The organism is Mesorhizobium sp. L2C084A000 (assembly GCF_000502875.1).
GTDB lineage: Bacteria > Pseudomonadota > Alphaproteobacteria > Rhizobiales > Rhizobiaceae > Mesorhizobium.
This window is the reverse complement of record NZ_AYWX01000012.1, coordinates 122,660-145,515: the sequence shown is the minus strand read 5'-3', so window position 1 is coordinate 145,515 and position 22,856 is coordinate 122,660. Positions and strand designations below refer to the sequence as shown.

At 63.2% G+C, this 22,856-nt stretch carries 21 protein-coding genes; 11 read left to right on the top strand and 10 right to left on the bottom strand.

Annotated features, from left to right (window positions below; all coding sequences use genetic code 11):
* Positions 1 to 5,678, bottom strand: a 5,678-nt coding sequence (locus X735_RS142440; protein ID WP_023813040.1) for a kinesin, incomplete at its 3' end; no start/stop codon positions are given.
* A gap of 272 nt (positions 5,679 to 5,950) precedes the next feature.
* Between X735_RS142440 and X735_RS142445 the strand changes: the two genes are divergently transcribed.
* From X735_RS142445 to X735_RS142455, 3 genes are all read left to right on the top strand, one after another.
* Positions 5,951 to 6,319, top strand: a complete 369-nt coding sequence (locus X735_RS142445; protein WP_023813039.1) for an Hpt domain-containing protein — start codon at positions 5,951 to 5,953, stop codon at positions 6,317 to 6,319.
* A 23-nt stretch (positions 6,320 to 6,342) separates the two neighbouring features.
* Entirely contained in the window at positions 6,343 to 6,663 is a 321-nt protein-coding gene (locus X735_RS142450; protein WP_013531878.1) for a 2Fe-2S iron-sulfur cluster-binding protein, read from the top strand.
* Positions 6,664 to 6,759: 96 nt separating this feature from the next.
* A complete protein-coding gene (locus X735_RS142455; RefSeq protein ID WP_023813038.1) occupies positions 6,760 to 7,788 on the top strand; it encodes an NAD(P)/FAD-dependent oxidoreductase in 1,029 nt (342 codons plus the stop codon).
* A gap of 3 nt (positions 7,789 to 7,791) precedes the next feature.
* On the opposite strand, the gene X735_RS142460 is transcribed toward X735_RS142455, so the two are convergent.
* A complete protein-coding gene (locus X735_RS142460; protein WP_023813037.1) occupies positions 7,792 to 9,273 on the bottom strand; it encodes an MDR family MFS transporter in 1,482 nt (493 codons plus the stop codon).
* Between the two features lie 205 nt (positions 9,274 to 9,478).
* Positions 9,479 to 10,138: a DUF922 domain-containing protein gene (locus X735_RS142465; RefSeq protein WP_050592737.1), complete on the bottom strand. Its 660-nt coding sequence runs from the start codon at positions 10,136 to 10,138 to the stop codon at positions 9,479 to 9,481.
* On the opposite strand from X735_RS142465, the gene X735_RS1000000169370 reads away from it, so the two are divergent.
* Genes X735_RS1000000169370 through folK form a run of 4 tightly spaced genes read left to right on the top strand, consistent with a single transcriptional unit; the run spans position 10,059 to position 11,952 of the window.
* Complete coding sequence (locus tag X735_RS1000000169370; RefSeq protein ID WP_196815348.1) at positions 10,059 to 10,238, top strand: hypothetical protein; 180 nt, start codon at positions 10,059 to 10,061, stop codon at positions 10,236 to 10,238. The two genes, X735_RS142465 and X735_RS1000000169370, sit on opposite strands and share 80 nt — an antisense overlap.
* 3 nt (positions 10,239 to 10,241) lie before the next feature.
* Entirely contained in the window at positions 10,242 to 11,093 is an 852-nt protein-coding gene (gene folP / locus X735_RS142470; RefSeq protein ID WP_023813035.1) for a dihydropteroate synthase, read from the top strand.
* A 3-nt stretch (positions 11,094 to 11,096) separates the two neighbouring features.
* Positions 11,097 to 11,456 (top strand): dihydroneopterin aldolase, encoded by a 360-nt coding sequence (gene folB / locus X735_RS142475; protein WP_023813034.1) that lies wholly within the window; start codon positions 11,097 to 11,099, stop codon positions 11,454 to 11,456.
* Positions 11,440 to 11,952: a 2-amino-4-hydroxy-6-hydroxymethyldihydropteridine diphosphokinase gene (gene folK, locus X735_RS142480; protein WP_023813033.1), complete on the top strand. Its 513-nt coding sequence runs from the start codon at positions 11,440 to 11,442 to the stop codon at positions 11,950 to 11,952. The genes folB and folK overlap by 17 nt, the downstream gene beginning before the upstream one ends.
* A 27-nt stretch (positions 11,953 to 11,979) precedes the next feature.
* On the opposite strand, the gene X735_RS142485 is transcribed toward folK, so the two are convergent.
* Positions 11,980 to 12,525 carry a DUF924 family protein gene (locus tag X735_RS142485; protein ID WP_023813032.1) on the bottom strand — a complete coding sequence of 182 codons (546 nt, stop codon included), beginning with the start codon at positions 12,523 to 12,525 and terminating at the stop codon, positions 11,980 to 11,982.
* 14 nt (positions 12,526 to 12,539) lie between these two features.
* Positions 12,540 to 14,375 carry a monovalent cation:proton antiporter-2 (CPA2) family protein gene (locus tag X735_RS142490; protein ID WP_023813031.1) on the bottom strand — a complete coding sequence of 612 codons (1,836 nt, stop codon included), beginning with the start codon at positions 14,373 to 14,375 and terminating at the stop codon, positions 12,540 to 12,542.
* 160 nt (positions 14,376 to 14,535) lie between these two features.
* Between X735_RS142490 and X735_RS142495 the strand changes: the two genes are divergently transcribed.
* The 3 genes from X735_RS142495 (at position 14,536) to X735_RS142505 (ending at position 17,243) form a co-directional block, all read left to right on the top strand.
* On the top strand, positions 14,536 to 15,525 hold the full coding sequence (locus X735_RS142495) for an AraC family transcriptional regulator (protein ID WP_023813030.1): 990 nt from the start codon (positions 14,536 to 14,538) through the stop codon (positions 15,523 to 15,525).
* A gap of 60 nt (positions 15,526 to 15,585) precedes the next feature.
* Entirely contained in the window at positions 15,586 to 16,794 is a 1,209-nt protein-coding gene (locus X735_RS142500; protein ID WP_023813029.1) for an MFS transporter, read from the top strand.
* Between the two features lie 182 nt (positions 16,795 to 16,976).
* A complete protein-coding gene (locus X735_RS142505; protein ID WP_023813028.1) occupies positions 16,977 to 17,243 on the top strand; it encodes a hypothetical protein in 267 nt (88 codons plus the stop codon).
* A 66-nt stretch (positions 17,244 to 17,309) separates the two neighbouring features.
* Here X735_RS142505 and X735_RS142510 read toward each other — a convergent pair whose 3' ends face one another.
* From X735_RS142510 to X735_RS142525, 4 genes are all read right to left on the bottom strand, one after another.
* Positions 17,310 to 17,864, bottom strand: coding sequence for a hypothetical protein (locus tag X735_RS142510; protein WP_023813027.1), 555 nt, complete (start codon positions 17,862 to 17,864; stop codon positions 17,310 to 17,312).
* Between the two features lie 135 nt (positions 17,865 to 17,999).
* Positions 18,000 to 19,091 carry a YcjF family protein gene (locus tag X735_RS142515; protein WP_023813026.1) on the bottom strand — a complete coding sequence of 364 codons (1,092 nt, stop codon included), beginning with the start codon at positions 19,089 to 19,091 and terminating at the stop codon, positions 18,000 to 18,002.
* Complete coding sequence (locus tag X735_RS142520; RefSeq protein ID WP_023813025.1) at positions 19,088 to 20,566, bottom strand: YcjX family protein; 1,479 nt, start codon at positions 20,564 to 20,566, stop codon at positions 19,088 to 19,090. Before X735_RS142520 ends, X735_RS142515 begins: the two co-directional genes overlap by 4 nt.
* A 63-nt stretch (positions 20,567 to 20,629) precedes the next feature.
* Positions 20,630 to 21,133: a histidine phosphatase family protein gene (locus tag X735_RS142525; protein WP_023813024.1), complete on the bottom strand. Its 504-nt coding sequence runs from the start codon at positions 21,131 to 21,133 to the stop codon at positions 20,630 to 20,632.
* A 331-nt stretch (positions 21,134 to 21,464) separates the two neighbouring features.
* On the opposite strand from X735_RS142525, the gene dksA reads away from it, so the two are divergent.
* The gene (gene dksA, locus X735_RS142530) at positions 21,465 to 21,881 is read left to right on the top strand and encodes an RNA polymerase-binding protein DksA (protein WP_023813023.1); all 417 of its coding nucleotides are present in this window, start codon (positions 21,465 to 21,467) and stop codon (positions 21,879 to 21,881) included.
* A 202-nt stretch (positions 21,882 to 22,083) separates the two neighbouring features.
* Here dksA and X735_RS142535 read toward each other — a convergent pair whose 3' ends face one another.
* Entirely contained in the window at positions 22,084 to 22,824 is a 741-nt protein-coding gene (locus X735_RS142535) for a flagellar biosynthetic protein FliO (RefSeq protein ID WP_023813022.1), read from the bottom strand.
* Positions 22,825 to 22,856 lie beyond the last annotated feature (32 nt).

Here is a 22,856-nt window from a genome sequence, read left to right as displayed (position 1 = left end):
GCTTGCGGCGCCGGGCGCAGGTTGCGTGGTTCTGATCCGTCACCGCCGCCGCGGCCGGACTTGGCCACGATGTCCGAAAGCTCCTTGAGGGCGTTGATCTGCTCGGAAACGGCGCGGCGGATGGCCGAGGTCGATTCCTTTGCCTCTTCCGGCATTTCGATGACGCCCTTCTTGAGCTCGGCCCGGGTCAGGTCGAGTTCGCTCTTGATCGAGCCCGCGGTGCGCCGCATCTCTTCGGTCGCATCGGCAAAGCGCTTGGTTGCCGAATCGACGACGTCGGTGATGGCATTGCGGATCTTGTCGGCCGACTCCATCGTCTTGCCTTCGGCGTTCTGCAGCGTCTGGCCGACGAGATTTTCGAACGAGCGCATGACCCTTTCGAGATCTTCCGACTTCTTGACCAGGCCGACGGCGAGGTCTTCGAGCGACGATTGCCTCTCGAGCGTGTGTTCGAGATTGCTCTGGGCCGAGCTCAGCAGGTCCGAAGCGCTGGACAGCAGGCGGCTGTGTTCGTCGAACTTGGTGGCGATCGACGCCACCTCGCGCAAGGTGGACGACGACAGTTCCGTCAGCCTTGTCGTGTTCGAATCGACCAGTCGCGCCGAGCTGGCGAAGGTCTGCGCGGCTTTCTCGGTGGTGGCGGCGAAGCTTTGCGTGCTGCCGCTCAGGCGTTCATCGACCTGGCCGAGATTGACCGCGGCCTGCTCGATCAGCTGGCCGAGCTGCGAACTAGACTTGGTCATCCGGCCGATGAGATCGGCGACGCTGTCGGACAGCGACGAGCGGGCGCCCTCGACCGCCGACAAGGTTTCGGCGGTGCGGTTCGCGAGTGCGTCGACAAGCGCGGCATTCTCGCTGCGCAGCTTCTCGGTGGCGCGTTCGGTGACCTCTTCCATGCTCTTTTGCAGGTCCGAGCCGCCCTGGGCGAAACGCTCGACCAAGGGCCGTGCGGTTTCGTCGAGGATCTTCGACATTTCGGCCGAACGTGCGGCGAGCATGGTGTTGAGTTCGCGGGTGTTGGCGCCGATCGTCTTGGCGGCATCGTTGGTGCTCTGGCCGATATGCTGGCCGACCGCGGTGAAGGTCTCGGCGATCACATTGGCGCGCGAGACGAGTTGCGCCTCGGCATTCGACACCTGCTCGTTGAGCTTCTGGCCCATCGTCTCGGCTGTGAAGGCGAGGCGGTTCTCGACGCCTGAGACCTGCTCTTCGACACGGGCGGCCGCGGCCGCGGCGCTCGAGGCGAGCCGCTCGTCGGCGCCGGCAAGCGCCTGCTCGATTTCGCGGGCGTGCACGGCCATGTCCTGGCCGGTCCGCCTGGCGCGTTCGGCGACCCTTTGCTCGGTATCGGCAAAGGCACCGACGATGGTCTCGGCATGCTCGCCGATCGTGGTGGTGCTGCTGGCGATGCGCGACACCAGGCGCTGATCCGCGTCGTCGAAGATACGGCCGATTTCCGAAGCACGGCTCGACAGCGCTTCCGAACCTTCGGCGATGCGCGAGACGAGCTGCTGGTCGGCGGCATCGAAGATGCGGCCAAGGTCCGATGCGCGTGCGGCAAGCGCTTCGGCCGATTCGCCGATGCGCATGCCGAGCCGCTGGTCGGCGCCTTCGAAGTTGCGCAGGATGTCGCCGGCGCGCGCGGCCAGCGACTGGGCCGTTTCGATGGCGCGGGCGACCAGCTTCTGGTCGGCGGCATCGAACGTGCCTGCAATCTCGCTTGCACGAGCTGCCAGATGATCGGCGGTGTCCTGAGCCCGGGCGGTCAGCTGATCGGCGGTTTCCTGGGCGCGGGCGGCGAGCTTCTGGTCCGCCGCTTCGAAGGTGCCGGCGATCTCGCTTGCGCGAGCAGCCAGTTGATCGGCGGTTTCATGGGCGCGGGCCAGCAGCGAGCTGGACGTGTCGTCCGCACGGGCAAGCAAGGCGCTCGACGTATCTTCCGCACGGGCGTGCAGGCGACGGTCTGCATCCTCGAAGGTGCGGGCGATGTCTTCGGCCCGCGCCAGCAGGGCGGCGGAGGTCTGCTCGGCGCGCTCGGCGATCTTGCGGTCGGCGTCGCTGAACGCGGCGCCGGCCTGCTCGTGCAGGGTGCTGGTGACTTCCAGCACCTTCTCGCGCAGGGCGCCGGCGACAAATACGGCGCTCTTCTCGAGCACGGCGCGGACGTTGTCGACGCCTGTCGAGAGCGCACGCTCCATGGTGCCGGCGCGCTCCTCGATGATGCCCGTCTGGCGGCTGAACGCCTGCTCGATCTTTTCGACATCCGCCGCGATCGCGTCGGAAATGCCGATGCTTCTGGCGGCGATCTGGTCGATGTGACCCGACAGCGACCGGTCGACGTCCTTGCGGGCCTCGGCCAACTTGCCCAGATCGTCTTCCAGTGCGCGGGCCAGCATATTACGGCCCTCGGACAGCTTGCCGACATGTTCGGCGATGACGTCGTCGATATCGCCACGGCTTTCGGTCAGCTTCTGCAGGTCAGCTTCGAGGGCGCGTTTGAGAATGTCGCGGCCCTCGGCCAGTTTCTCGACCTGGCCGGCGACCAGACCGTCGATGCTGGAGCGGCTTTCGGCCAGCTTGGCGAGATCGGCTTCCAGCGCGCGCTTGAGAACATCGCGGCCTTCGGCGAGCTTCTCGACCTGGCCGGCGACCAGGCCATCGATGCTGGAGCGGCTCTCGGCCAGCTTGGCGAGATCGTCCTCGAGCGCCTTCGACAGGGTCGAGCGTTCCTGGACAAGCCTTTCCGCGTGGCTGTTGACGAGGCCGCCGACATTTTCGAGGTCGGCTTCAAGCGCTTTCGACAGCGTTGAACGATCCTGGACGAGCCTTTCGGAATGGCTGTTGACCAAGCCGTTGACGCTTTCGAGATCAGCCTCGAGCGCCCGGGCGAACTGTGCCCGGTCATCGACCAGCTTCTGCGACTGATCGGCAATGGTTCCCTTGATCGCATTGAGGTCGGATTCCAGAGCGCGCCGCAGGATGTCGCGACCCTCGGAAAGCTTCTCGACCTGACCGGCGACGAGCCCGTCGATGCTGGAGCGGCTGTCGGCCAGCTTGGCGAGGTCGTCCTCAAGTGCCCTGGACAGGGCGGAGCGGTCTTGGACAAGCTTGTTCATGTGATCGGCGATGACGCTGTTCACATTCTGCAGGTCGGTTTCCAGCACCCGCGAAAGCTGCCCGCGATCCTCGGCCAGCTTTTCCGACTGGCTTGAGATGACGCCCTTGATCGTGTTCAGGTCGGATTCCAGCGCGCGCTTGAGAATGTCGCGGCCTTCGGCCAGCTTCTCGACCTGACCGGCGACCAGACCGTCGATGCTCGAACGGCTTTCGGCCAGCTTGGCAAGGTCGGCTTCAAGGGTCTGCGACAGCAGGCTGCGGTCTTCGGCGAGGCGTCCTGAATGCCCTTCGATCAGGCCGCGTATGCCGGACAGATCATTGTCGAGCGAATGGGAAAGCTGTGTGCGGTCCTCTGCCAGTTTGGCGGAATGGGTTTCGATGAGGCTCTTGATGCCGACGATGTCGTTTTCCAACGCCTTGGCGAGCACGGCGCGGCCTTCGGCGATCTTTTCCACCTGACCGGCGACCAGACCGTCGATGTCGGCGCGGCTGTCGGACAGTTTGCCGAGATCGGCTTCCAAAGCGCGCGACAGGATGTTGCGGCCCTCGGCGAGTTTTCCGACATGACCTGCGACCATTTCATCAATGATCGTACGAGCTTGCACCAGTTTTCCGGAGTCTTCGTTCAAGGCAGTGGAGAGCCTGTTGCGGCCTTCTTCCAGCCTTTCGAGATGGCTGCCGAGCGATGCATCGATGGCCGCCCGCGATTCATTGACCTTGCGCAGATCCTCTTCGAGAGCGCGCGAGATCAGGCTGCGGCCTTCGGCCAGCTTCTGTACCTGGTTGGTCACCGCCGCATCGATGCCGGCGCGGCCCTCGGCGAACTTCGCCAGGTCGGCCTCCATGGCCGTGGCCATGCGTTCGCGGCTTTCTGACAGTTTCCTGCTGTGGTTCTCGACGGCTTCCTCGATGCCGACGCGGGCGTCGGCGAGCCGCTGGATGTCACTGTCGAACGAACGCGACACGACGTGGCGGGCGGCTTCCATGCGCCCGGCGAAGTCGCTGGCGCGGGCTTCGAGCATAGAGGAGGTCGAAGTGACGATGTCGGCCATGTCGGCGCCGATCTGGGTCTTGCCCTGATCGATCATCGCCGACAACGTGTCCTTGCTCTCGGCAAAGGTGTGGGCGATTTCGCGGGCGCGCTCGACCAGCGTTTCGTTGATCTGGCGGGCGCGGGCCTCGAGTGCCGCATTGAGCTTCTGCGTTCCGGTGTCGAGCGCCTCGGCGCGGGTCTGGAACTCGCTGATCAGTGCCTGGCCGCGTTCGGCGAGCGTCCGCTCGATGCCGTTGAGGCTGGCCTCGAATTCGGAATTGAGGGTGCGCGCGGCGCCGCCGAGCAGTGACACCATGCCGGTGGTGCGATCGTCGAGCAGATCGGTCAACGACCGCGTCAGGCCGTCCGTGGTGTCCGTCAGCTTGGCAATGCGGGTGTCGAGAAGGCTGGCGAAGGCCTCGCCCGAGGTCGACAGCCGATCGGTGATCGAATCGAGCCGGCCTTCGACCGAATCGAAGATCGACATCGAGCTTTCGTTGATGCGATCGATCAGCGTGTCGCCGGAATTGGTGATCGTCATCGACAATTTGGTCGATGCATTCAGGATCGAGTCGCGGATGATATCGGAGGCGGCGCCGATCTCGTCCTTCAGCGTCTCATGCGCGCCGGTGATCGAGGCGCGGACGCGCTCGGCATGGGTGACGACGGCTTCGCGCTCGCTGCCGAGCCCGTCGACCAGCGAACGGATGCGGGATTCATTCTCGGAATAGGAGCGTTCGATCTGGTTGACTTCGCTGTGGACAAGCGTTTCCAGTTCGACGGCGCGGGCAAGTGTGCGTTCGATGCCTTCGCCCATGGCCGCGACTTCGCGACGAACGGCCTGGCCGATCATCATGACGCGATCCTGGGCAAGGTTTTCCGGCTCGGTCAGGCGGAAGGCCACTTCGGTCATGGACTGTGCGGCGATGCGCATTTCCTGGGCGCGGCGAATCATGGCGGCGAAGGCCCAGAACAGGATGACGGGCACGATGGCCGCGACGGCGAGGCCGATCAGTTCCGGACGGGCAAGGAACTGGTCGAGCGTACGGATTCTCCAGATGCTCGGTCCGAAAAGCAGATTGGCCAAACCGCCGGCGCCGGCGAACCAGGCGAGCGAAACGAAGGCGACGACCCAGTAAATGGTGTTCGAGGCACGCCTGTTGAGGCTGTGCAGAAGCGTCTTGTAGTCCTTCTGGCGATCGTCATTGGCCGGCGCGAAACCCGCGGGCTGGGCGCCATTGCGCGGTTCCACGGGGCGCAATTCGGCAGGCTTGGCCTTGGGCGCGGGTTTCGCGGCGTGGTTCTGATTGACCACAGGCTCCGGGTTTTGTTCCGGCTTATGATTGCGTCCCTCGCGCGCCAGCTCGTCGGCCGCCTGGGATATCTGAGCTTCCAGATCCTCCATCGAAGCCGCGATGTCGAGGTCGCCGCTGCCGATCTCGTTGCTGAGGTCGAGATCGAGCGCCTTTTCCAGTTCCCTGGCCACGTCGCTGTCGAGAGTTCTCGTCGTCGTTGGTTTCTTTGCCATGCCTTCGCTACCCTGTACTAGCTGCCGCGGGCTTATAATTCTGTTTGTCTTGCCCCGCGCAGGAGGCTGAAAATGGACCCCTCGTATCGTAATGACACAGGGGGGTAAAGAAAACATGCATTCCGCGGGATACGTAAAACTTTAAATATAAGGTTAACGGAACTGTGATTTGGGCGCCGCTTTGGCAACATTTTTCCCGGCCATTCATTAACCCGTTGTCCATTGGATTCGCCTAGGTTTTTGGGCGAATCGAAGAAACGGAGTTCGAGTTTATGCGTGGCGAAAGCGGCATTGCCTTCTCAATGCCCGGGGGCGACGTATCCGGACCAAGGCGGTCACGGCCGGTCGATTTGGCACACCTTGCCCGCCAGACGATGGGCGACCGCAGCCTTGAGCAAGAGGTGCTGGCGCTGTTTGTACAGCAGGCGCTGTCCGTGCGCGACAGAATAGTCGACGCCGACATCAAGGACCGGCTTCTGCTCGCCCATGGATTAAAGGGTTCGGCACGGGGCGTCGGCGCCTTTGCCATCGCCGATTGCGCCACCGAGATCGAGCACCGGCCGGAAGACGGCCAGACGCTCAAGCGGCTTGGCACGCTGATCGACGAAGTGCGCGATTTCATCGCCGCCATCAACCGCTGAATCCNACTCCCTTCAGGTGACAAATGACCAAGCTGACTTTCATTGCCCATGACGGCACGCATTTCGACATGGACGCCGAGAACGGCTCTACGGTCATGGAAAACGCGATCCGCAACGCCGTGCCCGGGATCGAAGCCGAATGCGGCGGTGCCTGCGCCTGTGCCACCTGTCACGTCTATGTCGACGAAGCCTGGACGGCTGAAGTCGGCGAGCCGGAAGCGATGGAAGAGGACATGCTGGACTTCGCCTACGACGTCCAGCCCAACTCGCGCCTGTCATGCCAGATCAAGGTCCGCGATGCGCTTGACGGCCTGGTTGTCCGCGTGCCCGCCCGCCAGGGATAAGCGCAGGATCTTTGCCAACTGATTTTTCCCGCTGCGGCTTGGCAGCGGAGCATTGGTCATGCAGTGTCCTGCTCTCTTCGCAGCGAGGCACATCGCATGACCGAGACCACCAGGACAGACGTGCTTATTGTCGGGGCAGGGCCGGTCGGCCTGTTTGCCGTGTTCGAGCTCGGCTTGTTCGACATGAAGTGCCACCTGATCGACATTCTGGATCGGCCGGGCGGCCAGTGCGCGGAGCTCTATCCGGAAAAGCCGATCTACGACATTCCAGGCTGGCCTTCGATCTCGGCGCAGGGGCTGGTCGACAAATTGCTCGAGCAGATCGCGCCGTTCAAGCCTGATTTCAGCTACAACCGAATGGTTTCCAGCCTGGAAAAACTGGAGGACGGCAGTTTTCGCGTCACCACCGACGAAAATGAGGTGTTCGAGGCCAAGGTGGTGGTGATTGCCGCCGGCGGCGGCTCCTTCCAGCCCAAGCGTCCGCCGATCCCCGGCATAGAGCCCTATGAAGGCAAGAGTGTCTTCTATTCGGTGCGCCGGATGGAGGATTTTCGCGGCCATGACCTCGTTATCGTCGGCGGCGGCGACTCGGCACTCGACTGGACGCTGAACCTGCAGCCAGTGGCAAAGAGCGTGACGCTGGTGCACCGGCGGCCCGAGTTCCGTGCCGCCCCCGACAGCGTCAACAAGATGTATGCCATGCAGGAAATGAGGCAGCTGGAATTCCAGGTCGGGCAGGTGACCGGATTGACCGGTGCCGACGGCCAACTGTCATCGGCCACCATCAAGGGACCGGACGGCGATGTCGAGGTGCCTTGCACGCGCATGCTGCCGTTCTTCGGCCTGACCATGAAGCTCGGACCGATCGCGGAATGGGGTCTCAACCTTCACGAGAACCTTATTCCGGTCGATACCGAGAAGTTCCAGACATCGGTGCCTGGTATCTTCGCGGTCGGCGACATCAACTGGTATCCGGGCAAGCTGAAGCTGATCCTGTCGGGCTTCCACGAAGTGGCGCTGATGGCGCAGGCCGCCAAGCGCATCATCAGCCCCGGCGAGCGCATCGTTTTCCAGTACACGACCTCCTCGACCAGCCTGCAGAAGAAGCTCGGCGTCTCCGGCTGAAGCTTACTCGGCGAGGATGGGCGCCGCATTGTCGGCGTAACCGCGAAGCTCCTTTTCGGGCATCAGCGTCAGCGTGATCAGCCCCAGCAGCAATGTAGCGGCGGCGACGGCAAAGATCATCACGAACGGCTCGACCGTCGCGCTATGGCCCACGATCCGCACGCCTTCACCGGCAAGCGGCAGGCCGTAGCCCAGAGCGACCGCGCCGAGCATCGCGACACCAAGCGCACTGCCAAGCGAACGCAGGAATGTCAGCACGCCCGTCGCGACGCCGAGATGCACGCGATCGACGGCGTTCTGGACCGACACGGTGGTGACCGGAAACGTCGTTCCGGTTCCAAACCCGATGCAGATCGTCAAGACCTCTACCTCCAGCAGCGTTGCATATCCTGCGACGACGGCCAGCAGGCAGAGGCACAGCATGCTGAAGACGACGCCCACCATTGCAATGCGCTTGTAGTGGGTGAAATGCGGTATCATGCGCCCGCTGAATGCCGCGCCGCCGACGGTCCCCAGCAGAAGCCCAAGCATCGCGATGCCCGACTCTGCTGCCGACAGGCCGAGCACCGCCTGAAGATAGACGGGCAGGTACACAGCCATGCCGACGCTTGCGGCCTGAAGCAGGAACATCGAAAGCGTGCCTGCCAGAACGATTGGATTGCCAAGCACTTCAAGCGAGATGAGCGGCTCGGCGGCTCGCATAAGCCGCAAGGCAAAAGCGCCCCAGAAAATCGCCGAACCGCAGAGAACGCCGATGACTTCAAGCGAAATCCAGGGATAGGCGCTGCCGCCCCAGTTCAATGCGAGCAGCAGCAGCGCCGTGGCAATGATCAGAAGCAACGCGCCCAGGCCGTCGATACGATGGCGCTTTGCGGCAACGGGCAGTTTCTTGAGCGGCTTGTTGATGATCGCCATCGCAAGAAGACCAAGCGGAATGTTGATCCAGAAGATCAGTGACCAGTGCAGGTGCTCGGCGAAAGTGCCGCCGAGCAACGGACCGGCAACGCTGGCGACAGCCCATGTGCCGGAGAACCAGGCGGCATAGCGTGCCCGCTCGCGCGGCGGAACGAGATCGCCGACGACGGTCTGCGTCAAAGCGAACAAGCCGCCGCCACCGGCGCCCTGGATCGCCCGCCCGACAACCAGCACAAACATGTTGGGAGCCATCGCACTGACCAGCGATCCCGCCAAAAAGATCAGGATCGCGGCATAGACGGTTGGCCGGCGGCCGTAGACATCGGAAATCTTGCCGTAGAGCGGGGCCACGGCGGTAGCGGTCAGGAGATAACCGGTGACGATCCATGGCAGATAGTGTGCGTTTCCGAGCGCATGCCCGATGGTCGGCATGGCCGGCGCGACAATGGTCTGGTCGAGTGCCGCCAACAGCATCGACAACAGCACGCCGCCGATGATGGCGTTCTTTTCGCTCTCTGTTATCGGCGTGCCGGTTTCCGCCATCGTTTTGTTATCGACAGCCTGGTCCATGATCGTTCATCCAAAAGCTTGCGATTTGACCGGCGCTGTTCAGCCGTTCCGGTTTCTTGACCGTTTGGATCGCATTGGTGTTTTAAGCTCGCGTCTGGCGAGCCTGATATATGTCGTCCCATATAGGCCGGTTTCGACAGGGGCTCGAAAGTTTTTCGAATCTGGCACTACGCTTCGGCGAATTTGGCTTTCAGTTCGGGTGCGTTCAGGCCGGCGGCAGTCGGCCGTTGCCGATGCGCTCCATGCGGTAGCGCAGCAGCCGCAGGATGCGGCTTTCGAAATTGACGCTTTCGACGCGGTCGAACTGAAGCTGGGCGCGGTCGTGCCTGGCCAGAACAGCCGCGGTGATCGCGGCCGCCTTGGCCTTGGCGGCGTCGCAGTTCTTTTGCGGGTAGGTGGCCTTCAAGGCTTCTTCGAGTTCGCCGCCATGGTTCTTGGCGATTTCGACATGGCGCTCCTCATGGCGCTTGATGTCGGCGGACAGCGTATCCCAGAACAGCCTGACATCGGCATCGGCCTTGCGCGGGCGGCGCCACTCCGGAAGGATCACCTTCACCTTGACGGTCACCACCGCGTCGGCGATCCGGCAGGCACTCGGTGTCTGCGCATAGCTGATGCGGGTGGTGAAAGCCATTTGCGTGGCGCCCGGGTGCCGCGTGCCGGTGCTTTTCACCTCCGGCCCGCGTTTGGAGAGTTGTGCCTCGATGTCGTCGAGCGTGCTGCCGCCGATGGCGAAATAGCTGTACGTCTTGACGAGATTGGCGGCAGCCGCCGGAAGCGGGGTCATGGCGAGCAGCAGCGCGCAAGCCAAGGATTGTTTCACGCCCAAGGACGGTTTTTTCATGCCAAGCATGGATCGTTTCATCATGTTGCCTCTTCGACCACCTTGCTTTACGGCCGTTGCCGGCGCAATGAAATTGATCCGCCAGGGATCACACATGATTGATGAACTCCATGGTCGATGAGCAATGACGGCCAGGCGATGGCAGTTGGCGCATGGACGCCATCTCGACCTTGGCGGCAAGGCCGTGGTCGTCGGCATCCTCAATGTCACGCCCGATAGCTTTTCCGATGGCGGCCAGTTCGACGCCCCTGAAAAGGCGCTGGCCCAGGCGCGCCGCATGATCGGGGAAGGCGCACTGGTTGTCGATGTCGGCGGAGAATCGACGCGCCCAGGTGCTGCCGCGGTATCGGCCAGCCAGGAACAGGACCGCATCCTGCCTGTGATCGAAGCGCTGGCGGGCGTGAGCGAGGTGCTGATTTCGGTCGACACCTATCGCGCCGACACGGCGCGGCTGGCGGTTGCCGCCGGCGCGCATATCGTCAACGATGTATGGGGTTTGCAGCGCGAGCCCGATATTGCGCGTGTCGCCGCCGACACCGGCGCCGGGCTTGTCATCATGCATACCGGGCGGGATCGCCAGAAGCTGCCGGATGTGATTGCCGATCAATTGACGTTCCTGCGAAGGTCGCTGGAAATCGTCCGCCAGAACGGCATCGCCGACGATCGTATCGTGCTCGATCCCGGTTTCGGATTCGCCAAGGAGACGGCGGAGGAAAATCTCGACCTGATGGCACGCTTTTCGGAATTGCATGCACTTGGCTTGCCGCTGATGGCCGGTACGTCGCGAAAGCGCTTCATCGGCACGGTCACCGGCCGTGATGCCGCCGACAGAGCGGTCGGAACAGCGGCGACCAGCGTCATCTTGAGGCTCCAGGGCGCCGATCTGTTTCGCGTCCACGATGTCGCATTCAACGTGGACGCTTTGGCGCTTGCGGATGCTATGCTGGCGCGTCAGACGGACCGGGCGAGAAACTGAGCGATGTATGTCATCCGCATGAAGAACTGCGCTTTCTTTGCCCGGCACGGCGTGCTGGACGAGGAGGAAAGGCTCGGCCAGCGCTTCTATGTCGATGCCGTTCTCACCGTCGATCCAGGCCGGGCGCTTGCCGAGGATTCCATCGAGGATACGGTCCACTACGGCATTGCATTCACCGTCATTGAAAAGATCATCACCGGGCAGCGCCGTTTTCTGATCGAGTCGCTGGCGCTCGAAGTGGCCCGTGCGCTGACGGCGCGTTTTCCGCAGATAAAGAAAGCCGAGATCACGGTGCGCAAGCCGAACGCACCGGTGCCCGGCGTGCTCGATTATGTCGAGGTGACCGTTGTCTGGCCCGAATAGTACCGTTTATCTCAGCCTTGGCGGCAATCTTGGCGATCCGGCGAAATCCATGGGCGCGGCGCTGCGAATGCTGGATGCCGACGCGGATACGCGCGTCACCGGCGTCTCGTCGCTTTATCGCACGCCGCCCTGGGGCAAGCTCGATCAGCCGGATTTTCTCAATGCGGCCGCCGAGATTTCCACCGTGCTTGCACCGCGTGCCTTGCTCGACCTCTGCCTCGATGCGGAGCGCAAGCTGAAGCGGGTGCGCGAGGAGCGCTGGGGGCCGCGGCTGATCGACATCGACATTCTGGTGTTCGGCGACCGCGTCATCCACGAGACCGGGCTGGAGGTGCCGCATCCGCGCATGCTGGAGCGCGCCTTCGTGCTGGCGCCGCTGGCCGAGATCGCGCCCAGCCTGGTTGTCAGCGGCCGCAGCATCACCGACCGCCTGGTCGCCGTCGATACTTCAGGCATCGAGCGATTGTCGTCCGGCCGGGATTGGTGGCTGGCCTGAGGTCCGGACGAGGCAGTAGCCGGATCTTCAGCCAGAGAAGCCGCCACCATCCAGGAACGCCTGCTCCTGCACCGTGGTTTCGCGGCCAAGCATCTTGTTTCGATGCGGAAAACGGCCGAAATGCTGAATGATATCGCGGTGTTCGACAGCGTATTTCAGGTAGGGCTCGGCCCTGGCCTGCGTCAGCTCGACCGAAATGTCCTGGTCGGCCAGCAGTTCCGAATGCTCGTACGGCAGGTAGAGGAAAACGCGGAGTTCTTCCTCGAGTGCCAGGTCATGGCCGGCCGCGACCGCCCTCTCTGCGAAATATCTGGCGAGCGGATCGGTCGCGTACATATGGCCGGTGCCGCGAAAACAGTTCCGCGGAAACTGATCGAGCAGGATCATCAGCGCCAGCGCGCCTTCGGCATGTTCCAGCCAGTCGTCGCATTCACGCCGAGCGGCGGCATAGTGCAGGCCGAGAAAGCGGTCGCGGAACTCGGCATCGAATGCTTCGTTCTTCTCGAACCAGGCATCCTCGCCGGCATCGCGCCAGAATTTGGTGACCGATAGGGCCCGGCTGTCCAATTCCATGCATAGTTCCTTGCTCAATCGGCGGGTTCGGACTTGTGCAGCACACCCGCGGTTTCTTCATTGAGTGCCTGACCAGGCCGGCGCGGCGTGGAGAGCGGTGTCGGAATCGGCGTGCCGATATTGCCTCTCAGGAAGCGCTGTCCGGCGCGAATGCCTTCGGCAAGCTGGGTTTCGAAGCGATCGGTGTCGCGGCGCCTGACGTCTTCGATCGTTTCAGCCACGTCTTCGGGGTCGACGCCCAGCGATTCCAGTGCCGAGCCACCGAAAACAAGTGCGGATTCGAAGGTTTCGCGCAGTTGGTAGTCGACGCCGGCACGAATGAGCTGCAGCGCCGTTCCACGGTCGAATGCGCGGGCCAGCACTGTGAGCAGTGGGAATTCGGCCTTGATCAGCTGGGCGATGCGAACACCCACATCGGCCTTGTCGACGCAGATCAGCACGGCACGCGCCCGGCCGGCACCGGCGGCATGCAGGATGTCCAGTCGCGTGCCGTCGCCATAGTAGACCTTGAAGCCGAAATCGGCCGCCGCCTGGATCATTTCGACATCATTGTCGATGATCGAGACGTCGATGCCGCGCAGCAGCAGCGGCTGGCTCGCGATCTGGCCGAAGCGGCCGAAGCCGATGACCAGCACGCTGCCGGTCAGGCCATCGGCGACATCGACGCCGTCGAGCGACTGCTCGTCGCGCGGCGTCAGATAGCGCAAGGCGATGATCGCCAGCGGCGTCAGCACCATGGAGATGATGACGATCGCCGTCAGCGTCGCGTTGGCGTTGCCGTCGATGATGCCGACCGCCGCGGCCGCCGAGTAGAGGACAAAGGCGAATTCGCCGCCTTGTGCCATGAAGACCGCGCGCTCCAGGGCTTCGCGGTGGCCTGATTTCAGGATGCGGGCGACGATGTAGATGCCGAACGCCTTCATCACCATGTAGGCGACGACATAAAGGGCGATCAGCCGCCAGTTCGCCGCGACCACATGCAGGTCGAGCGACATGCCCACCGCGAGAAAGAACAGGCCAAGCAGGATGCCGCGGAAGGGTTCGATGTCGGCTTCGAGTTGGTGGCGGAAGGTCGATTCGGACAAAAGCACGCCGGCCAGGAAGGCACCCATCGCCATCGACAGGCCGCTGAGCTGCATGGCGAGCGCGGATCCGAGAACGACCAGAAGTGCCGCCGCCGTCATTACTTCGCGGGCGCGGGCATCCGCCAGGATGCGGAAGAACGGATTGAGCAGATAGCGGCCTGCCACCACAAGGCCGACGATCGCGGCGAGCCCGATGCCGACCTCGGTCAGCCGCTCCGACAGGCTGGTGTCGGCCCCACCGGGTGCCAGGAACGCGATCAACGCCAGCAGCGGCACGATGGCAAGATCCTCGAACAGCAGGACCGATACGATGCGCTGGCCTTTCGGCGCAGCGATTTCACCGCGTTCCTCGAGGAGTTGCATGACGATCGCCGTCGAGGTCAGCACGAAGCCGGCGCCGGCGACGAAGGATTGTGCGATCGGAAACCCTCCAGCCATGCCGACACCTGTCAGCAGAAGCGCGCAGACGCCAACCTGCAGCGCGCCGAGGCCAAAGATCTCGCGGCGCAGGCCCCACAGCCGCGACGGCTGCATTTCCAGCCCGATGATGAACAGGAACATCACAACGCCGAGTTCGGCGACATGAAGAATGGCTTCCGATTCGGAAAAGACGCCGAGGCCGAACGGGCCGATCACGACGCCGGCGGCCAGATAGCCGAGAATCGAGCCGAGGCCCATGCGCTTGAAGATGGGGACGGCGACGACGCCGGCAGCAAGCAGCGCCACCACCTGAACCAGATCACTGCCCGATGCTTCCGCCGCCATGCCTCTTGTCCCTGTGTCTCGCAGCACTCCTTGCATGCAGTTGGAGCGGGAGGCAAGGCGAGAAATCTGCCGGGAAAGGTAGGGTGCCGTTGCAGCGATTCCCCTGGTGGAACAACGGTCCCCGCTTGCCTGCCGGACGTTCGGCATCTATATCACGTATATGCCTGACTATTCGTCCCGGCCGTCTTCGACGCCACATATCCCGATGGATGCGCTCAGCGAAGTTTTACAAGACTTTCGCTTGAGTGGTGTCAACTATGGTCGCTGCGAGCTCCGGCACCCATGGAGCATAGACTTTCCGCAACAACAGCTGCTTCGGTTTCACTTTGTCGGCCAGGGCCCGTGCTGGATTCATACTGAATCGCAAGGCTGGCAGGAGTTGCGCGATGGCGATCTGGTGCTGCTGCCGCAAGGCATCGCCCATCGGCTGGCCAGCGCGCCGGACGTTGCAGGGGACTCGCTCGAAGGTTGCCAGGTGATCAAGTTGGGGGGCAACGTCTGCGAAGTGGTACGGCAAGGAACGGGCGCGACGAGTACCCTTTTCTGCGGCTCCATGGCCTTGGACTCCTATGCGCTCAACCCATTGATCACGTTGATGCCGCCTGTCATCAAGGGTTGCGACGTGGCCGGCAATGACCCGGTCGTCGGTCCTTTGCTGGCGGCCATGACGGTGGAGGCCTCGCAACCGCAGATGGGCAGCGCCACGATTCTGTCGCGTATGGCCGACTTGCTAACGGCCCGGCTCATACGCTGCTGGGTCAATTGCAACGGAGCCTCGACCACCGGTTGGCTCGCAGCCATCCGTGACCCCCATATAGGCCGGGCTTTGGCGGCCATGCACCGCGACCCCGGCCACAACTGGACGCTGGGAAGCCTGGCCGGCGTGGCAGGCCAATCGCGTTCGATTTTCGCCGAGCGTTTCAGTGCGGTATTGGGAGAGGGTGCCGCACACTATCTCGCCCGCCTGCGTATGCAGCTTGCCCGCGAATTGCTGGGCCAAAACGGCTTGTCGGTTGCCGAAGTCGCTACCCGTTTGGGCTATGATTCCGAGGCATCCTTCGCGCGCGCGTTCAAGCGCATCACCAATGTCTCGCCTGGCGTTGTGCGTCGCACAATTCCCGGACGAATGGATATGAATTTCGGATTCTAAGATACATATCATCCGAGCGGACTCGCCTATTTAAGACCTCCAAACTTTGGAGATCTTTCCGTGACTGACACAACATTACAGCTTGAAGACGCCGCGATTGGCCTTGATGCCGATGCACCAGCCGCGTGGAGCGCAGCCACTTGGTTCGCGGTCATTTCATTGGCGGCCACCAGCTTTGCCCTGGTGTCTGCCGAATTCCTGCCCGCAGGTCTGCTGACGCCAATGGCACGCGATCTCGGCATCAGCGAGGGGACGGCCGGCCAGGTCGTCACCGCCACCGCTTCCGTCGGCGCCGTGACGGCCATGTTGAGCAATGTTCTCATCGGCCGCTTGAACCGCAAGGCGGTGCTGGTTGGTCTCAGCGCCCTTGCGGTCGGTTCCAATATCCTGGCGGCGCTGGCGACCGATTTCTGGCTGTTGCTGTTGGGCCGGGCCGGACTGGGCATCGCTCTCAGCGCTTTCTGGGCACTTTCGGTCGCCGTCGTGGCGAGGCTGGTTGGCGCCAATGCGACAGGTCGGGGCATGGCGATCGTCACCCTCGGCGTCTCGCTTGCCACCATTGCCGCACCGTCGATGGGCGCGCTGATCAGTGACTGGATAGGGTGGCGCAGTGCCATGGCCATGACGGCGGGGCTGGCCGCGCTTGCCATGCTGCTGCAGTTTCTCAGCCTGCCGACCTTGCCTGCAACGGCAAGCAACAGCCTTGCAGATGTATTTCGGCTGACCCGGCGGCGCGGCATCCAACTCGGCATGTTGGCTATTGTTTTGCTGATGACGGGGCATTTTGCCGGCTCGGTCTATGTGCGTCCCTTCCTCGAACAGGTGACACTCCTTACAACCGGACCGATTGCCCTGGCTCTGCTCGGGTTTGGCATCGCTGCCGTGATCGGTAATGTTGCCGGCGGCCGCATGGCCGACACCAACATCCACATGGCCCTCGCAGTCACCGCAGCGTTGATGGCAGTTGCGGCACTTACTTTGGTGCTTTGGGGCTCGCATATCGGCGTTGCCTTCGGCTTCGTTACGCTGTGGGGTTGCGCCTTTGGCATGGCGCCGGTGGTGCTGCCGACCAATATGTCGCGCGCGGCGCCTGATGCGCTGGAGGCAGCGGGCAGCCTGATGGTCACCTCTTTCCAAATTGCCATCACCATCGGCGCGGTTGTCGGCGGCTATGTCGTGGACACCTATGGCGCGACTGGGCCTTTGACTCTGACTGCTATCCTTGCCGCATCGACCGCCGTCTTGGCGCTGCTGCAGCCGCGCAGCTGAACTTTGCTGCCGCTGATAAAATAGCCTGAATCCAGGCCGCCGCCGATGTTGCAGGCGCGATACACAAGTTGAGGCCGGGAACACGTTGCATCTTGCCGCAATCGAAGGCTAAGGACGCTCGGCTTCGGCCATTGGAGGGTGATCGACGATCAAGTCGCGCCCTTTTTGAGGAGATGACTGACATGAAGAAGTTTTTGTTTGTTGCCGTCGGCCTGGCGGTGCTTGCCGGTTCGGCTTGCTCGAAGGCGCCTGAGTGCACGGCGGAGATCGCGACCAAGAAGGCGCAGGACATGGCTGCAGCACTTCAGGAAGCGATTACCAAGGACCCGTCCAAAGCGGCTGATCTGACGGCCAAGGTCCAGGCGGTGACAACCAAGTATCAGGGCGCTACGACATTGGCCGACTCCTGCAACGCCTATGACGAACTGACGGCCACGATCAAAGGCTAACGCCCTGATTCGATTGGATCAAACGAGGCGGCGACCGTTGGGTCGCCGCCTTTTCTTTTGAATTGTTCAGTTCGGCGCGATAGAGCCGACTTCGACCGCGTCGACGCGCTTCAGGCTCATGCCGATCACCGGCACCAGCTGGTCGTCGACGCGCACGGCAATAGTCACCGTCATCGAATTGTCGTCAGGGATGCGAGCCTGCATGACGCCGCGCAGCTGGTTGCGGTTGATGGTAAAGACCACTTTGCGGGCATCGACGACGTTGCCGCCGATGATGTCGAGGCCGGAACCGGTCGCGCCACCCATGAAGCTGCCCTTGTAGCCCTCACGGCCCTTGCGCTCGATCTTGGCCGACATCGGCTGGGTGAACATGCCGACCCGACAGCCGCCGTCGAGCGACATGCCGACCTTGCCGTCGGGCGTCGAGCCGGTGAAGCTGCAGTTGAACTTCGTGCCTTTGTACTTGCCGGCGACGATTTCGCCGGGACCGATCCACTTGCCTTCGGCGGACTGGAAGAACTGCTTGTCAGGCTCGGCCGCAGAGGCCACTCCGGCAATGCCGACGACTGCCGTAATCACCGTTGCCAGGGGCAGGACACTGGATAGAATTACGCTTTTCATCGACGACACCCGGCAACAAAGATGCTGTTTGGAACCCGTCTGACCATGAACAAGATTGGTTAATGCTTCGTCACCGCGGGGCCGCCGCAAAGCAGTCCGGTAACAATTCCGAAGGTCCAGACACTCCAGCCCGGCTCACTTGCCGGATGGGGTCGTTTCACCATCTTTCCTGGTTGCGAACGATGTCAGCGCCGAGAGGAAATCACCAAGTCCGGGACGCTTGGCGGCGCTGAAGGGCAGGGGTCGCGCCGTCTCCATCGCGGCAATGCCGATGCGTGCCGTCATCATGCCGTTGACGACGCCCTCGCCAAGCTTGGCCGAAAGGCGCGCGGCCAGGCCGTGGCCGACGATCTGCTGGACGAAACTGTCGCCGATCGCGATCGAGCCGGTAACCGCCAGATGCGCCAGCACGCTGCGCGCCAGGCGGAAGAAACCCAGCGTTCCCGGCCGTCCGCCATAGAGTTCTGACAGGCGGCGAATAAGCCGCCCGGCCTCGAACACGACATAGGCGACATCGACCAGTGCGCGTGGACTGACCGCCGTCACCAGCGAAACGCGTTTGGCGGCTTCGAGAATCATCACCTTCGCCCTGGCATCGAGTGGTCCGAGAATTTCAGCCTCGGCCAAGCGCACGAGATTGCCGCCGTCGATGATTTCGCCGCGCAGTTCGGCCAGCGCGCGCCGGCCGGCCGCGGTTTCGGGTTTGGCCGCGACAAAGGCCGACAATTCGTCGACGACCGATCGTGCAGCCTTGGGATCGTCGCGGGCGATCGCGTCGAGCGCACGCTTCTGCAGTTTTTCGACCTCGGCAAGGCGGGCGATCGCCAGGAACTCCCGAATCAGGATCACCATAAGCGCCAGCACGGCGATGGCAGCCATGCCCGCGGCCAGCCAGCCCAGCCATTCGGCGCGCGCGAAGAGGTCGCGTATGAGCTGGTCGGTCCACAGGCCGACAGCTAGCGAAACCAGCACGCCAAAGGCGCCGAAGAAGATGCTGCCGAGCAGTGAGCGTTTTCTGGGGGCGATCGCCGGCGGCGGCTCCGCGGCAATGATGTCAGGCTCGTCGAAGACATCGACTTCCGCCGGGATGACCATCGCGACATCGGCCTTCATCGCGCGGGGTTTGCGCTGGGCATCGGCCTGGGCACGGCGCGCCTGCGGCGCCTCTTGCCTTGGTTCGGCTTCCGGCTCGATGCGGAACGCTGCCGGCTTGCGGGGCGCAGTCATGCCAGATGATCTCCGATCAGGAACTGCAAGGCACGGTCGAGCCTGATATGCGGCAGCGACAGGGTGATACCTTCGGCCGTGCGTTCTAGCTTTGGGGGACGGAAACGGACGAAGCGGATTGCAGGGTCCGCGGCATCCTGCTTGTGATCGGCTCCCGAAAGATCAAAAACCGCATCAATTTTCTCCGGTAAATCACCGGGAAATATGGCTGTTTCAGCTTTTCCATCGAAGGTTTCGCCGTTGATCTTCTCGCCGGCGATCGGCGTGCCGATAATGACTGGCAACGTCTCTCGGCCTTGCTTGACGGTGCCTTCGCGCGTCGCGCGCACCGCCGCCATGGCGACCACATCGACGTCGGCGCCGGTGAAATTCGCCCGTGCCACGGCGCGGTCGGCAAGCCGCCGCACGATCGACTGCAGGCGGTCATGGCTTTCGTGATGCAGATGGTCGGCTTTGGTCGCGGCAACCAGGATGCGGTCGATGCGCCGCGAGAACAGGTCGGTGAGGAAGCTGCCCCGGCCGGGTCGGAAACAGCTGAGGATCTCGGTCACCGCGCGTTCCAGGTCGGCCATGGCGCCGGGGCCGGCGTTCAGCGCCTGCATGGCGTCGATCAGCACGATCTGGCGATCGAGTCGGGTGATGTGTTCGCGGAAGAAGGGTTTGACGACATGCGTCTTGTAGGCCTCATAGCGCCTGTCCATCATGGCGTGCAGCGACCCTGCGCGCGGACGCCTGTCGCCGATCCCGGCCAAGGGCGCGAAGGTCAGTGCCGGCGAGCCTTCGAGATCGCCCGGCATCAGGAAGCGGCCGGGCGGCAAGGTCGAAAGCGCCCGCTCGTCGAGCTTGCAGGCCTTCAGATAGGCGGCGAAGCTTTCGGCCAGGCGGCGCGCCGTCATCTCGTCGGCATCGGCGTTCGGGTCGACCCCGGCTGACAGCGCCCGCCAACTCTGCGAAAGATCCTCGCGCACCGGCAGAACGGCCATTTCGAAGGCTTCGTGCGAAAAATCGGCAAAGGATTTGCCGAGCAGCGGCAGATCGAGCAGCCATTCGCCGGGATAGTCGACGACATCGACCGACAATCTGCCGGAGGAAAACATGCGGCTCCAGCCGGAAGCCGATTCATATTCGATGGTCAGCCGCAGTTCCGAAATGGCACGCGTCGAATCGGGCCAGGCGCGGTCGTTGACCAGGGCGGCGATGTGGTCCTCGTACTGGAAACGCGGCACCGCGTCGTCGGGCTGCTGCTCGAGGAAGGCGCGGGCGATGCGCCCAGATTTCTGCGCCTCGAACAGCGGCAGGCGGCCGCCATGGATCAAATTGTGGACAAGGGCCGATATGAACACCGTTTTGCCGGCGCGGGACAATCCCGTCACGCCGAGGCGCAGCGATGGGGAAAAAAGCCCGGTGGCGCGGCCCGACAGCGTGTCGAGGGCAATCCTCGCTTCGTCGGTGAAGGTGGTCAGCGATGATGCCAAAATTTGCTCTCTCGGACTTCGGTCCGTCCGATATAGGCTCTGCAACCAGGCTTTGAAATGGCTTCAGAGATTGGCCGGCGTCAGGAACGCTTCGAGATAGCCGGTGCCTTGGGCGGCGCTGGCAAGATCGCCGTCGAAGCGGACGACCGCCAGGCCCGCGGTCGGGAACCCATGGTTCAGCGTGGCCCGCGCGGTTTCGTCGCCGTCGCCCGAAACTGCCATGGTGAGGTCTTCCATCATCGGGTTGTGGCCAATGACCAGCAATGAGCCTGATCCGCCATTGTCGCGGATAAGGTGGAGGTACCCGGCCGCGTCCGCGCTGTAGAGCGCGTCGAAGAACAGAACCCGGCCGGTGTCGGTCTGGCCGGCCAGGCCTTCCAGCGTCTCCTTGGCGCGCTTGGCATTGGAGCAGAGCGTCCGGTCCGGAACATAGAGGCGGGAGCGCATGGCGGCCCCCACCATTTCGGCATCGGCGCGGCCGGACGCATCGAGCGGGCGATCGAAATCCCGCATGCCGGGCAGTGCCCAGCCAGCCCTTGCATGTCGCAACAGATAAAGCCTGCTCACCCAACCTCCGAATGCCGAAGCGTCCCGGGATTAGCCACGAGAACGGCGTTGCGCACAATGGCCCGTGCTCTTCAACACGGCGAAGCACCCAATGCTGCTTGCTGCAAAGGTCTCTTGCGTATCGGCCCCCGGGGTCACGGCAATCTCGGAAAGCATGTGCCACCGGATCGAAAGTGTCTCGGCGAATTTTGTACCAAAGCGACCGTACGCGGCCGCAGAGACGCGTGACGGGTACTTTAACAATTGCGTGAGACAGCGGCCGATTGCGCTTGTGCAGGCGTCGGACGACGAATATATAGGCGCCAAAATTGGGGCAGTTTGGGTGAGTCGAATGAACGACATCGTTACCGCCGATTACGTACCCTCCGAAGACGAGCCGTTCATGAACGAGCGGCAGAAATCCTACTTCCGCTCAAAGCTCGTCACCTGGAAGAGTGACATATTGCGCGAAGCGCGCGAAACACTGGAAATCCTGCAGCAAGAGAACGCCAACCACCCCGATCTGGCCGATCGCGCCTCTTCGGAAACCGACCGTGCCATCGAACTCAGGGCCCGCGACCGTCAGCGCAAGCTCATTGCAAAGATCGACTCCGCCCTGCAGCGCATCGACGAAGGCACTTACGGCTATTGCGAAGAGACCGGCGAGCCGATCGCGCTGAAGCGGCTCGATGCGCGTCCGATCGCGACATTGTCGATCGAAGCGCAGGAGCGGCATGAGCGCCGCGAAAAAGTCTATCGCGACGACTGAGGTCAAGGCCGGCGGCGCACGGCCGGCTGTCTCGAACGAACTCGATTCTGAAATGGCCGGTTTTCCGGCCATTTCTATTGGTGTGGCATCCACCGCTCTGAGGCGCGCGAAGGCCGCAAACCCTTGATATTTTGCGCTTGGACGAGGTGGTTCGGCAGCGGACCGGCGACGATGTTTCGCGGGATAGCGACCCGGCGGTCGCTCATCTCTTCTGACTGGAGAGTTCGCCGAGAAGCTTGGTCATCTCGTCGTCGAGCGACGGCGGCGCCGCCGCCTTGCCCACCGGGCCGCCCGAACGGGGCTGATCCAGCGACACTTCGAGTTCCCTCATCAGCGTGTCGTCGATGCTGTCCTGCACCGGCTGCGGTGGTGGCGGCGCGTGCCGGGCGGTGTTGGCGTTGGCGGAGCCGTAGGCAGGCAACGGCGTGACATTGGTCGGCTGATAGCTTTGCGTTGCCGGCTTCGGTGCAGGTGCCGGCGGCGCTGTTGTACGCGGGCGGGCGGGTGGCGTCGTGTTCACCGGCTGTGGAGCGGGAGCCTGTCTCGCCGGCGGCGGAGCGGGTTGCGGCGGACGCGGTCTTGCCGGGGCCGCGGCGGCCGGAACCGGCTGCAAGCCGCCATCTCCGGTCAATGCCGGCCGGCGTAGCGCCGAAAGTCGGATATCGCGCTCGACGACGACGTCGGTCGGGCCGCCGATCAGAAGCAGGTGCTCGATATCGTCACGGCGTATCAGCACCAGCCGGCGATGGCTGTCGACGGCGGTGGCATCCATGACGGCCAGTCGCGTCTTGCGGTTCCGGCCACCGGCGACGAAGGTTCCGAATGTCAGGTTGCGCACCAGCTTGATGATAACGAGAACGATAACCAGCAGGACAAGCGCTGCAAACGTCCACAACAATGCTGCGGCATAACCGGGACCTGCCACGCTATCGAGCCATTGCATTGGGTTCCCCTGATCGCCCTTGGAAGTGAAGA

Excerpts from the sequence above, each read along its gene's own strand:
- folP (WP_023813035.1), top strand. The coding sequence starts at position 10,242 with ATGACGGCCAGGCGATGGCAGTTGGCGCATGGACGCCATCTCGACCTT.
- X735_RS142490 (WP_023813031.1), bottom strand. The coding sequence starts at position 14,375 with ATGGCGGCGGAAGCATCGGGCAGTGATCTGGTTCAGGTGGTGGCGCTG.
- folB (WP_023813034.1), top strand. The coding sequence starts at position 11,097 with ATGTATGTCATCCGCATGAAGAACTGCGCTTTCTTTGCCCGGCACGGC.
- X735_RS142510 (WP_023813027.1), bottom strand. The coding sequence starts at position 17,864 with ATGAAAAGCGTAATTCTATCCAGTGTCCTGCCCCTGGCAACGGTGATT.
- X735_RS142460 (WP_023813037.1), bottom strand. The coding sequence starts at position 9,273 with ATGGACCAGGCTGTCGATAACAAAACGATGGCGGAAACCGGCACGCCG.
- X735_RS142485 (WP_023813032.1), bottom strand. The coding sequence starts at position 12,525 with ATGGAATTGGACAGCCGGGCCCTATCGGTCACCAAATTCTGGCGCGAT.
- X735_RS142465 (WP_050592737.1), bottom strand. The coding sequence starts at position 10,138 with ATGAAACGATCCATGCTTGGCATGAAAAAACCGTCCTTGGGCGTGAAA.
- X735_RS142455 (WP_023813038.1), top strand. The coding sequence starts at position 6,760 with ATGACCGAGACCACCAGGACAGACGTGCTTATTGTCGGGGCAGGGCCG.
- X735_RS142535 (WP_023813022.1), bottom strand. The coding sequence starts at position 22,824 with ATGCAATGGCTCGATAGCGTGGCAGGTCCCGGTTATGCCGCAGCATTG.
- X735_RS142515 (WP_023813026.1), bottom strand. The coding sequence starts at position 19,091 with ATGACTGCGCCCCGCAAGCCGGCAGCGTTCCGCATCGAGCCGGAAGCC.
- X735_RS1000000169370 (WP_196815348.1), top strand. The coding sequence starts at position 10,059 with ATGGCGAGCAGCAGCGCGCAAGCCAAGGATTGTTTCACGCCCAAGGAC.
- dksA (WP_023813023.1), top strand. The coding sequence starts at position 21,465 with ATGAACGACATCGTTACCGCCGATTACGTACCCTCCGAAGACGAGCCG.
- X735_RS142505 (WP_023813028.1), top strand. The coding sequence starts at position 16,977 with ATGAAGAAGTTTTTGTTTGTTGCCGTCGGCCTGGCGGTGCTTGCCGGT.
- X735_RS142445 (WP_023813039.1), top strand. The coding sequence starts at position 5,951 with ATGCGTGGCGAAAGCGGCATTGCCTTCTCAATGCCCGGGGGCGACGTA.
- X735_RS142495 (WP_023813030.1), top strand. The coding sequence starts at position 14,536 with ATGCCTGACTATTCGTCCCGGCCGTCTTCGACGCCACATATCCCGATG.
- X735_RS142450 (WP_013531878.1), top strand. The coding sequence starts at position 6,343 with ATGACCAAGCTGACTTTCATTGCCCATGACGGCACGCATTTCGACATG.